14 protein-coding genes are annotated in these 13,018 nt (G+C 36.7%); 5 read left to right on the top strand and 9 right to left on the bottom strand.

The window, feature by feature from the left end; all coding sequences use genetic code 11:
- Positions 1–148: 148 nt before the first annotated feature.
- Positions 149–1,027, bottom strand: a complete 879-nt coding sequence (locus tag IW22_RS10740; protein WP_034726400.1) for a cupin-like domain-containing protein — start codon at positions 1,025–1,027, stop codon at positions 149–151.
- Positions 1,028–1,187: 160 nt separating this feature from the next.
- On the opposite strand from IW22_RS10740, the gene kbl reads away from it, so the two are divergent.
- From kbl to gldG, 5 genes are read left to right on the top strand one after another with little or no spacing between them, the layout of a single operon-like run.
- Positions 1,188–2,384 (top strand): glycine C-acetyltransferase, encoded by a 1,197-nt coding sequence (kbl, locus tag IW22_RS10735; RefSeq protein ID WP_034726399.1) that lies wholly within the window; start codon positions 1,188–1,190, stop codon positions 2,382–2,384.
- Between the two features lie 31 nt (positions 2,385–2,415).
- The gene (locus IW22_RS10730) at positions 2,416–2,937 is read left to right on the top strand and encodes a hypothetical protein (RefSeq protein WP_034726398.1); all 522 of its coding nucleotides are present in this window, start codon (positions 2,416–2,418) and stop codon (positions 2,935–2,937) included.
- A gap of 15 nt (positions 2,938–2,952) precedes the next feature.
- The gene (locus IW22_RS10725; protein WP_034726397.1) at positions 2,953–3,504 is read left to right on the top strand and encodes a CopD family protein; all 552 of its coding nucleotides are present in this window, start codon (positions 2,953–2,955) and stop codon (positions 3,502–3,504) included.
- Between the two features lie 59 nt (positions 3,505–3,563).
- A complete protein-coding gene (locus IW22_RS10720) occupies positions 3,564–4,292 on the top strand; it encodes an ABC transporter permease subunit (protein WP_034726396.1) in 729 nt (242 codons plus the stop codon).
- Positions 4,293–4,296: 4 nt separating this feature from the next.
- A complete protein-coding gene (gene gldG, locus IW22_RS10715; protein ID WP_034726788.1) occupies positions 4,297–5,967 on the top strand; it encodes a gliding motility-associated ABC transporter substrate-binding protein GldG in 1,671 nt (556 codons plus the stop codon).
- Between the two features lie 179 nt (positions 5,968–6,146).
- Here the strand turns inward: gldG and IW22_RS10710 are convergent, their stop codons facing one another.
- The 8 genes from IW22_RS10710 to IW22_RS10675 form a co-directional block, all read right to left on the bottom strand.
- A complete protein-coding gene (locus IW22_RS10710; RefSeq protein ID WP_034726394.1) occupies positions 6,147–6,581 on the bottom strand; it encodes a hypothetical protein in 435 nt (144 codons plus the stop codon).
- Positions 6,582–6,913: 332 nt separating this feature from the next.
- Complete coding sequence (locus IW22_RS10705; RefSeq protein WP_034726393.1) at positions 6,914–7,828, bottom strand: helix-turn-helix domain-containing protein; 915 nt, start codon at positions 7,826–7,828, stop codon at positions 6,914–6,916.
- A 337-nt stretch (positions 7,829–8,165) separates the two neighbouring features.
- The gene (locus tag IW22_RS10700; protein WP_034726392.1) at positions 8,166–9,005 is read right to left on the bottom strand and encodes an SDR family NAD(P)-dependent oxidoreductase; all 840 of its coding nucleotides are present in this window, start codon (positions 9,003–9,005) and stop codon (positions 8,166–8,168) included.
- Between the two features lie 169 nt (positions 9,006–9,174).
- A complete protein-coding gene (locus tag IW22_RS10695; protein ID WP_034726390.1) occupies positions 9,175–9,939 on the bottom strand; it encodes a hypothetical protein in 765 nt (254 codons plus the stop codon).
- Between the two features lie 191 nt (positions 9,940–10,130).
- On the bottom strand, positions 10,131–10,841 hold the full coding sequence (locus IW22_RS10690; RefSeq protein WP_034726389.1) for a hypothetical protein: 711 nt from the start codon (positions 10,839–10,841) through the stop codon (positions 10,131–10,133).
- On the bottom strand, positions 10,838–11,992 hold the full coding sequence (locus IW22_RS24815; RefSeq protein ID WP_117616581.1) for an RHS repeat-associated core domain-containing protein: 1,155 nt from the start codon (positions 11,990–11,992) through the stop codon (positions 10,838–10,840). Before IW22_RS24815 ends, IW22_RS10690 begins: the two co-directional genes overlap by 4 nt.
- A gap of 172 nt (positions 11,993–12,164) precedes the next feature.
- Positions 12,165–12,530, bottom strand: a complete 366-nt coding sequence (locus tag IW22_RS10680; protein ID WP_034726387.1) for a hypothetical protein — start codon at positions 12,528–12,530, stop codon at positions 12,165–12,167.
- An 18-nt stretch (positions 12,531–12,548) separates the two neighbouring features.
- Positions 12,549–12,914, bottom strand: coding sequence for a hypothetical protein (locus tag IW22_RS10675; RefSeq protein ID WP_034726386.1), 366 nt, complete (start codon positions 12,912–12,914; stop codon positions 12,549–12,551).
- Positions 12,915–13,018: the final 104 nt, after the last annotated feature.

Genomic DNA, 13,018 nt, shown 5'->3' with positions numbered 1-13,018 from the left:
AGCTGATAATTTGAATAAAAGTTTCAACAGCCGGAAAGAGATTAGAAGAGTGGATAGTAAAAATAGTGAGCGCGTTCAGCAGATAGTATAGCGTACAGTAATTCCATTGTTAAAATAATTTAAGGTTAAACATATTGTAATGAAGTTTTTATATCAGGAAGCTTTTGTGTCTTCTGGTAGCCCGCGCAGCTCTTTTTCTGGCCGTTTTTACTTTGTGCCGGAACCATTTTTCTTTGAAGAGTTTACGCATCATGTTATCAAAATTTCTGGTCACGACCATATTTTTAAAACCGCGCCATTTTTCAAGAAGGCTTGAAGGAAGAGCCCTTACAGAAACGGAATAGCCTTCGGTTTCATATTGTATATAATGCCACCAGCCGGAAGGGATGTAGAGCGTTTCGCCCGGATTCAGCAGCGCTTCGTAGCCGTTTAAGTAGAGAAGGGCAGGGAATTCTCTGTAGTCGGGATCTTTGATATTGGGTAAGCTGTGAAAGTTGTAAGGCAGTTTATACATCAGATCCGACTGTTCCCAAGGAAAAAGCCAGATTCTTTTGACTCCGTGAAACTGGGTGATAAAAACGTGGGACATATCGATATCAATGTGGTTTCTGGTGATAGATCCTTCGCCACCGAAGAACATGAAAGGAAGCCATTTCAGGACTTTGCCGTTCGTCACATCGTTATAATGAAGATCATCTTTAAGCTCCGGCCTGATGTTGAGCAGATTGAATAAAAACAGTCTGTGTTCTGTAGGCGTTGTGCTGATCAGATCAAGATATTCTGAAAATGTGGTCTGCCCGATCGGGCTGCTGGCCACTCTGTCCAGAGATTCCAGCTCGCTTCCATAGATGTTCACTTTATGATTTCCTGCTATTTCCTTGAAGTATTCATAATTCCACTTTTTAAAAGCAGGACTTGAAGGATCGATGAAATCTTCCATAATAATTGGAAGACGCGGTTTCATGTGATTCTGTATAAAGCTTCGGGAACTTATTGTCTTTACTTTTTCTATTGGAGTCAGTCTCATATTCCTCAGTTTAGATCACAAATATAATTATTATCCTACCAAATTAGTAGACTAATTGTGTTAAAACTGAATTTGAACCCTATTTTTACAATAAAACTTTTAAAAGCTGATATTTTAACACCTTTTTATTAAATTAGCGCATCTAAAAAATTACTAAAAAATGATCTCTGAAAAATATCTTCAACATTTACAGAACGAACTGCAAAACATTGAAAATGACGGTCTTTATAAAAGAGAAAGAATCATCACTTCCCAGCAGAGTGCAGAAATAGAAGCTAACGGAAAGAAGCTTTTAAACTTTTGTGCCAATAATTATCTGGGTCTGTCCAACAATCCGGAGGTGATGAAGGCCTCTCAGGACATGATAGAGTCACATGGTTACGGTATGTCATCTGTACGTTTCATCTGCGGAACACAGGATATTCACAAGCAATTAGAGAAGAAAATCGCGGATTTCTTAGGTCTTGAAGACACGATTTTATATGCGGCATGTTTTGATGCAAACGGAGGTGTTTTTGAACCTTTGTTTACTGAAGAAGACGCCATTATTTCAGACGAACTGAACCACGCGTCAATTATCGACGGAGTACGTCTTTGTAAATCGGCAAGATACCGTTATAAAAATAATAATATGGCTGATCTGGAAGCACAGTTAATTGCTGCTTCTGAAAAAGATCACCGTTTCAAAATCATCGTTACAGACGGAGTTTTCTCTATGGATGGTATTGTAGCAGACCTGAAAGGCGTGTGTGACCTTGCAGACAAATACAATGCTCTGGTCATGGTGGATGATTCTCACGCAACAGGTTTCATCGGAAAAACAGGTCGTGGAACACACGAAGCCAATGAAGTAATGGGCAGAGTGGATATTATCACGTCTACGCTAGGAAAAGCTTTAGGTGGTGCTTTAGGAGGATTTACGTCCGGTAAAAAAGAGATCATCGATATGCTGAGACAGCGTTCCCGTCCTTATTTATTCTCGAATTCATTAGCACCTGGTATCGTTGGAGCAGCATTGAAAGTTTTGGATATGATCTCTGACGACACTTCACTTCGTGATCAGGTGATGGAAAACGCAGAATATTTCAGAAAAGAAATGGTGGCCAAAGGATTTGATATTCCTGAAGGTGATGCTGCCATTGTTCCGGTGATGTTATACGACGCACCTCTTGCTCAGAAAATGGCTGAAAAGCTTATGGATGAAGGGATTTATGTGATCGGGTTCTTCTATCCTGTAGTACCGAAAGGAAAAGCAAGGATCAGAGTACAACTTTCTGCTGCCCACACAAGAGCCCACCTTGACAAAGCAATTGCTGCTTTTGAAAAAGTAGGTAAAGAGCTGGGTGTGATTTCTTAATTAAAATATTAAACTATTTAAAACAGGTTTTATGAAAAAAATACTTCTGATCATCGGTTTTGTATGTTTTCAAAGTTTCTCTGCACAGAGCATTATGGATTTCGATCTTAAAAATGTAGAACTGCAGGGCATGAAACCTGCGACAATAGATAAAGAAATGAAAGATATCGGGATTACAAAGATCCCTTTTGTGACGGATAATCCCGATATTATTTCAAAAATAGAAGGCCCGGAAACGGCAGCTACCATTAAAAACTTCTACACCTTTACGTATAATAACGCTAAAAAGGATGATGGTGGAGTCATGGTTTATGAGTTTAAAACAAAAACGGATCTGGATGTATTTCTTGCCAAAAACTATGAACAGTCCAACAGCAGGATTTTAGTAAAAGGTTTGTTTTGCATTAATATCTGGAGCGATTATGGCCTGCATGTAAAAGGAAAGGAAACCAGTGAAGACCATCTGAACAAGCTGGAGAAGTATTACACGAACCTCGGGGCGAAAAGAGTAAAGTTACAGGAAATGCAGCCTGTTGACGCTACCGATCAATAATTTTTATATCTACTGATGCTTTATACAATAATCAAAGCACTGCATATCATTTTTATGGTAAGCTATTTTGCGGGAATTTTCTATCTCGTAAGAATTTTCGTTTACTATAAGGATACGGACGAATTCGCTGAAGAAAAAAAGAAAATTCTTAGAGAACAGTATACTTTCATGGCCAGAAGGCTTTGGAATATCATTACCGTTCCGGCAGGGATTATTATGGCGGTTTGCGGAATTGTGATGATCTTTCTGAATACCGGGCTGATGAAAATGCCGTGGTTTCATTTAAAACTCACTTTCCTGATCGGTCTTGCCGTTTATCACTACTGGTGCTGGAAAAAAGTACTGAAACTGAAAGAGTTGAACGGACAAACCATCGAAACGCCTAACATCAAACTGAGACAGGCCAACGAGATCGCTACATTTCTTCTGTTCCTTGTGGTCTTTACCGTGATCCTGAAATCTTCAGTGATTGAATACTGGTGGCAATTAATTGCCGGATTTTTCGTTCTTGTATTTCTGATCATGATGACAGTAAAACTCGTTAATAAAAATAAAAAAAACAAATAACTGTTGAAAGTAGAAGGTGTACATGATACATTTTACTTTTTACATTGTACAGAAAAACTATGATTGCAATTTTAAAGAAGGAACTTTGGAGTTACTTTGGAAACTGGAGCGCGTGGGTCATTATCGGCGCATTCAGTCTGATTACCGCTCTTTTCCTGTTTTTTTTCGAGAATGATTCTAATATTTTCGACATCGGAATGGCCTCTCTGCAGAGCTATTTCGTACTGGTTCCATGGCTGCTGATGTTTATTATGCCTGCATTGTCTATGAAGACCTTTGCGGAAGAACAGCAGACGGGAACCCTGAACTGGTTGTTTTCGCAGCCTTTAAAAGTTTCAGACTTGGTAACAGGGAAGTTTCTTTCAGTATGGATCGTTGGGGTTTTATGCCTTATTCCGTCACTGATTTATCTTTATACCATCTATGTTTTAGGTGTTCCGGCCGGGAATATTGACCTTGGAATGACTTTCGGAAGCTATATCGGACTGATCGTGCTGATTGCAGCGTTTTCAGGCGTTGGAATTCTGGCGTCTTCCTTATCGCAGAATCAGATTATGGCGTACCTTTTGGGCGTTTTCATGTGTTTCATCATGTACTTTGGAATAGAGCAGCTGGCGAGCTACAAGCTTTTGGGCGGTGCCGATTTTGTTCTTCAGAATATAGGTTTTTATCAGCATTTTCTTGGCTTTACAAGAGGTCTTATCGATTTTAAAGATGTGGCTTATTTTATTCTGATCATCGGTGCTACGTTATTATTGTCCAACCATTTTATCTCTAAAAAGAAGTAGTATGATGAAGAAGTTCAATATTAAATCTCCATTAGGGATTTTCCTGATCGCCATAGTGCCTTTGGTGATTCTGTTTACGTATTCAGGAATCAGATTAGACTTAACAAAAGAAAAAAGATATACGCTTTCAGACAGTACGGTAAAAGTATTGGAATCTGTGAAAAAGCCGCTTACGGTAGATGTTTATCTGGAAGGAGATTTTCCGGCAAGCTTTAAGCAGCTTCAGAGTGAAACCAGATTTATGCTGGAAGAGTTCAGAAAGATCAATCCGAAGATCGATTTTAAATTCATTGATCCCATAAAGACAAAAATGTCTAAGGACACGCTAATGGCGATGGGAATGCAGCCTTCTGTTCTTCCGGACATTAAAGACGGTAAGATTACGCAGATTACGCTTTTCCCTTATGCTGTGATCAAATATGACAAAAGGGGAGTGTCTATTCCGTTGGTGGTACAGCAGGCAGGAATAGATGCAGACCAGCAGCTGACCAGATCTATTGAAGGTCTTGAATACAGCCTGGTTTCCAATATCAAGAATATCGCAGCGGATAAGAGAAAGAAAGTCGGAATCCTGGTGAATCAGGATGAGCTTGGTCCTGAAGAATTCCATGGTTTTATGCAGTTGGCGCTGGAAAATTATGATGCGGGTCCTGTAGTCCCAAAAAATCAGACAGAACTTACTCTTGAAGATCTTCCGTTACTAAAGCAAATGAGCGCTTTGGTGATTGCAAAGCCAAGAAAAGCATTTACAGATAACGAAAAAGTAATCCTTGACCAGTTCATTATGAACGGAGGGAAAACCCTTTGGATGATCGATGCAGTAAACGCTGAAATGGATACGCTGACAAGATCTCAAAAGGTAATGCCTTTCCCTGTAGATATCAATATGACGGATTTCTTTTTCAACTACGGAATCAGAATCAATCCGGCTTTGGTGAAGGACGTAAAGAAATTTGCCCTGCTGAAACTGGTAACGGGTGAAGTAGGAGGGAATCCTCAGTATACAAGCCTTCCGTGGCCGTATTTCCCGCTTGGAATTGCTGAAAATGATAATCCGATTACGAAAAATATAAACCCTGTAAAGTTTGAATTTCCGACTTCCATCGATACATTGGGCGGAAGGAAAAACATCAAAACAAAGGTTCTTTTCGAATCCAGTGAGAGAACGCTTCTGAAGCAGGTTCCCAACTATGTGGATCTTAAAGAAATTGCCAGTGTAGACAGTCTTGGTCAAATGGAAAAACCAAGCAGACCTAAGATTTTTGCTGTTGCACTGGAAGGGAAATTCAACTCTGCCTATGCATCAAGAATTGAAAGAAAAGGATATCCGGGTTTCAAAGGCCAGAGCCCTGAAAACAAAATGATCGTAATTGCTGACGGAGATGTCGGAAGAAATAAAATGCATAAAGGCGAGCCACTTCCGATGGGAATTGACCGTCTGACGAATCAGGAGTTCGGAAACGAACAATTCCTGAGAAACGCTTTGGATTATCTTCTTGATGATAGTAATCTGATGGCGCTTAGAAACAGAAACATCGAAGAAAGACTTCTGGACAGAAACCGTATCACGGAAGAAAAAGCAAACTGGCAATGGCTGAATCTACTACTGCCTCTAGTAGTAATTGGTCTGCTGGGAGGATTATTCTTCTGGATGAGGAAAAGAAAGTTTGGATAGAATATATAAAAACCACCGCGAAAAACGGTGGTTTTTTATTGGTAGTGGTCACGAGCGGGACACTCGCGCCAGCATTGTTAAATTAAATATAAACGAACTTTAGTCCGTTCATTTCCTAATCCCTAATCCCTAATCCCTAATCCCTAATCCCTAATCCCTGCTACCTATCAACTGCTACCTTAATATTTAAACGGAAGATTCACAATATCAATTACTTTTTCGCCTCTGTTGTTTTTTCCGGCTTCCCATTTCACTTGGTAAGTCGCTTTTTCAGCTGCTTTTTTTACTTCGCTGTTGAAAACTTCATTTTCTCCGTAGGTGGAAACATTCACTACAATGCCATCTGAGTTGACTTTTAGAATGATTTTCGTTTTTAAATTTGTACTGAGCGACTTAAGAACATCCGCATTTAAATTCTTTTTAACGTTTTCAATAAATGCCTTGTTTCCTTTGGGATACTGAGCAGGAAAAGCCACCATCGGCGGGGGAGGAACGGACATGTCCTGAGGCTGCCGCGATTCGAATTTGTCTTTCACTTTTTCTTCTTTTTTTACTTTCTGTGCCAACACAATTCCGAACATCAATGTCAGGATGAGTAAGATTATTTTTTTCATAATAATTAGTTTTTGGTTTTCCTGCTCTTTTAAAGTTTTTCGGATACTACTTATCTAAATCCTAAGGTAGTGAATTTAAATGATCTGATTTTTAAAGACTTTTTAACCTCAAATACCATAAATATTTTCACAAATCACACTATAACGTCATCTATATTGGTATCATTCGTGAAAATATTCGTGCAGTTTGTGTTTTAATAAACGCAAAGGTTTAGCATAACATCGAACAGTTTAAGAAATGCAAAGAGAAAAATCAATCTTCGATTGATTCGATGAAGTGTCTGTATAAAAGTTTTCTTAGTCTATTTGAGCTGAATCGACATTTGTATATATCAATTGAACATTTTCCTGAATTCCAGCGGTGACTGATTCGTTTTCTGTTTAAACAACTTACTGAAAGACTGGGGATGCTCAAAGCCCAGTTCATATGCAATCTCACTTATCGAAAGATGAGTGGTGCTGAGTCGTTCTTTGGCCAAATCAATCAGTTTATTCTGGATATGCTGCTGCGTATTTTGTTGGGTATGAATGCGCAATAAAGATCCGAGATAGTTGGGGGAAATATTCATCTCTCCGGCAACGAATTTTACGGACGGAATTCCGTTTTCTATGAGATTTCCACTGTCAAAATACCGGGAAAGGACTTCCTCAAAACGTTCCAGAAGTTCGTGACTGGACTTTTTCCGGGTGAAAAACTGCCGCTCATAAAAACGTTCGGAATAAATAAGAAGGAGCTCAATCTGGGCTGCAATCAGTTCCTGAGAGAACTTATCGATATTCGATTGGTATTCCTTTTCTATATTTTTCAGAATGTCCACGACAACTTTTTCTTCTCTGTCTGATAAGAAAAGCGCTTCATTAATATCATACTTGAAAAAGTCATACGATTTAATCTTTTTCGTAAGGGAAGTATTCCAGAGAAAATCCGGATGGACCACCAGTAGCCAGCCTGTGGGCTCTACCACAATATCAGACTTCATTTCCAATTTCAGAAACTGAAGCGGAGAAACAAAACACAAAACACCGGAATCAAAATCATATTCCTGCTGACCGTAGTTGAACTTCGCATTCACATTTCGTTTCAGCCCGATGGAGTAAAAATTCTGAATCCATTTCAGTTCATTGTCATCCATCGGATAATTGACCTTGCTGTAATCAATCAGACTGATCAAAGGATGCTCAGGATTGGGAAGATTGCAGAAGGCATGAAATTCTGAAATTGAATTGAAGCGGAAGGGAGGTTTCATGATGCTAATTTAATTTTTTTGAGTGAAACTTGGAATGTATTTTAGTTGCTAGTTGCTAGTTGCTAGTTGCTAGTTGCTAGTTGCTAGTTGCTAGTTGCTAGTTGCTGATTGATTGTTTAAGGGTTTGGCTTTGCACTGTTGAATGTACTGTATACTTTTTGTAATTATAAAGACGATGTAGTATTAGCGTTGTCATCCTGAGCATAAACTGAAGGTTTACGAACGGAGGGCACAAAGGATTTTTGTGTGGTAAAAGTTGTATAAAGTATAATGTAGATTGTACAATGTATTTATAATATTTTTATTCGACTATGCTCACATCATGACATTTTTAAAGCTATATCACCGTAGACACAGTCAGTGTTTCCCATTGTTTTGCATCACCGGTAATAGTTTTAATTTTATTATCCAGGAATTCAGCGGTGCCGCTTCCTAGTAGGAAATGAACCGGCGGATTTTGTTCCTCACTGAGTGCAATGATAGCTGCGGCTCCTTTTTCGGGGTCATTGGGCTGGTTACCGTTGATTTCGTTAAGGTGTGCCTGTTCGGAATTTCTAGCGGTTTCATACACCTGAATTGGATTTTCTGGTGTTTTTACTGAGTCTTTACTGAGAAAATCGGTACGGAAATATCCGGGATAAACCACAGTGGCATGAACTCCGAATTCTTTGATCTCTTCAGCCAGTGCTTCAGTTAGTCCCGCTACCGCAAACTTGGTTGCACAATAGATTCCCCAACCTGGAAAATTCCCGGAATACCCTCCGATTGAAGAAATATTGAATATATGTCCGGATTTCTGCTCACGAAGATAAGGAACTGTATTCCTGATGACATTCAGGGTTCCGAATACATTCACATCGAAATTGGATCTGGCTTCACCATCTGTAAGCTCTTCCAGCGTACCGATCTGCCCGTATCCTGCATTGTTGACCACTACATCAAGCTGTCCGAAATGCTCTATCGTTTTTGATACCGCTGACTGTACATCGTCATTATCCGTTAAGTTCAGTTCAATCGGTAAGAATACGTCAGATGTTTCTCCGACTTCTGAAATTAAAGACTGTGCATTTCTGGTAGCCGCTGCCACACGGTAGTTATTTTCTAATAATTTTTTCACCAAGGCCAATCCCAGACCTTTTGAGGCTCCCGTTACGAACCATACTTTTTTTGTTTCCATTTTTATTGGGTTTAAATAATGGTACAAAGATCGTGGGATCGGAAAGGGTAGACGTAGCCCAATCAATGAATGATGTAATCAGATCGTGGATGAAGAGATTTTTAAAGGACACGAGCGTGACGCTCGCGCCAGCTGGGGGAATTATAAACATAGAATTTATCATTCATATCTATGCATATGGGAATCCCTTGGAAATAATAGGTGTCTTATGATATTCTTTGGTTAATTTATCAATGAAATCTTTTACATCACTTTTATTGACACCAATTCCTAAATACATGGAATTCTTGTGGATAAGAATCATTCCTTTACGATATTGAGGATGGTTTTTATTCTTAAAGTAGAAATCATATTCCCTGTTGGGTTCAGATAAAATAAACGAAAGCATTTCAAAATAATCATCAGTTTCAAACTCTATTTTTCCAAAGTATTGAGGATAGCTAAAATATTCTTCTTTAGGCTTAAATCCGACCAACCAGTTTTTCATAAAATCAAATATAATTTCTTTATCAATGGTAGGGATGTGTATGTACAGATCCGTTAATTGAGATTCATTAATATCAGTAAAATGTTTGACAACATGTAATGTGCGATTACCCAACCTGGGCACAATAATTTCCATTATTTTAATATAGTGATCAATAGATGCAAATGATAATCCAGCCGTAAAGACTACCAGCTTGTTATTTGTTTTTAATAAATAATAAGTATAAACCAGAAAATTTTCTATCGCTGAACATGAGTTTAAGTGGTCATCTTTAAATCCTATTATATCTTCAATTTCAAGTTTTAATTTGTTCTTGCCTCTTAGTCTGTCATAACTGCTACCATAAATTTTAACCGCTTTTTCAATAGGAAAATTCACGGCGGTAAAATCTTTGTTATCAATTAAACTTTGATAATCACTGTCTATGTCTGTTACGAATAAATTCATGCTTTTCAAATGTAATCTGTAGAATTGTAAATATAATAGTTCTTTGTTTAAAATAAAACCACTGTGAAAAACAGTGGCTTATTTTTAAAACGACACGAGCATGACGCTCGCGCCAGCTTGTTTTTTTTTAAAGAACACAAGCGTGAAGCTTACGTAAGACTGGGGATATTATCTACAATTTATGAATTCTGTTAATTGAAAAAATGATATATGAAAGAAATAGAATTACTTTTAAGGGCACCAGTAAAGAAAATATATTTTTTAAATTTTTTCTTTTGCTCATCTGTCAGATAATTATAAACGTTATTATCTATGGTTAGCTGGATACTTAAATCATAGTTAGTTTTATCATTTAATAAATAGTAGTCATAAAAGAATGTATCTCCGCGCCTTATATCAAAAATATCTAATTTTATTTTTAATCTCATTTTTTCTTTTGGTGCTAAGAAGATAAGGTGATCCATCACCAACATATTTCTTTTAGCTTCAAAATCATTTTGCAGGTTATTTTCTTTTTTCCATTTGGCTATTTGCCTTCTTTCTTTAATATCTTTTTTATTTATCTTATTAATTAAATATTCATCCTCTCCAACATCATAACTCCTCATTAAAACTGTAAGAGGTTCATTAGCCACACTGTCCTTAAAGAGTAGAACTGGTGCAAAAAAATTATATGGATGGTCAAAAGAAGTAATTTCATTACCAAGCTCATCTGAGTTATAGCCTTTAAACTTTTTCTTATCAAGAGGTAAAGCATAATAGTCATTAGTCAAATTAATAATATCAATTACCATTTCACCCCTCGATGAAGAACTTTTCTCTAATGAAACTATTTTAATATCAATTTGTCCAAAAGATATAATAGATGAAAAGAAAAGTATTAGAATTATTAGTTTTTTCATTTTCCAATTTTTAATTTAGCATTATTAATAAAGACATTATATCCTTGAATTAAATTACCTATATTATTATTGACAATATCAATTGATATCTGTTCGTATCTAGCTTTTACATTTTTGGCCTCTGGACCATGAACCCTGTAAAGATAATCCTTAGCATTTGATATTTTAGGATTACCCCATTTTTCATCCCAAGAATAGGAAATAAATTCTGAAAAATACCCAAAAGCATTACTTTCATTACGCCCTTTCCTTCCTATCACTTCATAAAATTGGGGTAAAAAATAATAAGTAATTGAATGATTAATTTCATGCCCAATTGCATAAGAAAATTCTAATACATTAGAAATATTATCCATATTTAATAAAATTCTGTAGCCTTCAGCCTTTGCTACAATATCTCTTCTTTTTGTCTCTTTAAAAAATACACTTGCTTTTGGATTTTGTTTTGCGACAACATTAAGTATAGAATTTAAATCACTAAGCAGTCCAACACTTAATAACTTTGGAGCTTGTTCATACTTTGCTTTAGTATTCGCTGGATCATCAAATCCAGCCTGCTTTAACTGATCTACCATTGAAAATAAACTACTAACTGAACCAGCATTTCCAAAATAAGCTTGAGCAAAGATAATTCCACTTAAGCTGGTAAAAGATAACCCCGAAGTTGATCCGCCGCCGCCACTATCGGTTATTCCATAAAAATACTCCATTCCATCTCCCAATCCAAGAAAAGCGGAAACACTGGCACGGTCTCCCGCTCCCAAATAACTGATCATTCCTGTAATAGGTTGATTATAAGTCATACCATCTCCTTTTCTACCGGGTGCTTTTATCTTTCTTCCATCCGGATCAATGAACATGATAGGATTATTGGCGGCATAATTATAAGGTGTAAATCTTCTGTACTGCTCAGCAAGCGGATCTATTACACCCCAACGTCCAATGTCTGCCATATACATTCTGGCTCCATAATCAGTCCAGCCTGTTTCTTTTTGCAGCTCTTTTCCGTTGTACTCGTAATTGTAGGCCGGGTTTCCGGTGAGTGCATTATAGCCTTCGTGTTTTAAGCCAAACGGGTAATAATTGTTTTCTTCAAGAACTTCTGCGCTGCCCGCTGTGTTTTTAGAGTAGCTTAAGCGTACATTTCCCAGATCGGAGCGGTGTAGCTGTAAATGTAATAGTTCTTTTTTGTTTAAAATAAAACCACTGTGAAAAACAGTGGCTTATTTTAAAAGGACACGAGCGTGACTTTGGCGCCAGCTGGGAATTTTGAAAATAGGAATATAAAAAAGTATTAACTCTATGTGACATGCACTCGCATTTTTATAAACCATTACCTTCTGTAAAATCTCTTTTCAATTTATTTTTAAAATCTTCAAAGTTAGAATGAAAAAAATACGGAGGAGGTGTAGAAAAACGAAATATCAACTCATCCATAAAAAAAGCAACTCTTTCCCAACAATTATCTTCGTATTCATCATAATTATATTTATGATGAATATTCTTGCTAAATTCAACAAAATCTTCTTCTGTCAAATGGTATTTACTTTTATACAAATTTATATATTCAAATATTGAAAAGAAGAAATCTCTATACTCATCTAAAGTTAACTTTGAGAGATTTTCCGGATTAAATTCAATATATAATTTTTCTAAAATTTTTCTTATAATAATATCTTTTTCTTTCATATAATCTCTTGAGCATTTTTATAAACCATTACCTTTCGAGATAGAACTTTTCATTTTATATTTGAAATCCTCAAAGTTAGAATCCCAAAAAAATGGTGGATGGTAAGTGTATAAAACCGCTAATTCATCCATAAAAAATCTTACTCTTTCGCCACAATTATCTTCATAACCATCATCTTCATAATTATATACAAAGTCATTTGCAAATTCACTAAAATCTAAGGATGTTAAAAGATATTTATCCTTGTATAAATTTATATATTCAAACATTGAAATAATAAAATCTCTATATTCATCCAAGGTCATCTTGGAAATATTTTCTGGTCTTAGTTCAATTTGTAATTTTTCTTGAATTTGTTTTATAATTAAGTCTCTTTCTTTCATATAATTTATTTTACAGGTTGCCAAGCTGGGGCAGTGGTTTGGATTAATAGTTTATCGAAACCTTCCCCAATCATAGCCATACCATTTACACTCCTCATTTTCCC

Source organism: Chryseobacterium sp. JM1, from assembly GCF_000737715.1.
Classification (GTDB): Bacteria; Bacteroidota; Bacteroidia; order Flavobacteriales; family Weeksellaceae; genus Chryseobacterium.
Note: the sequence above shows the minus strand (reverse complement) of the source record. Positions and strands in the feature narration are given on the sequence as shown.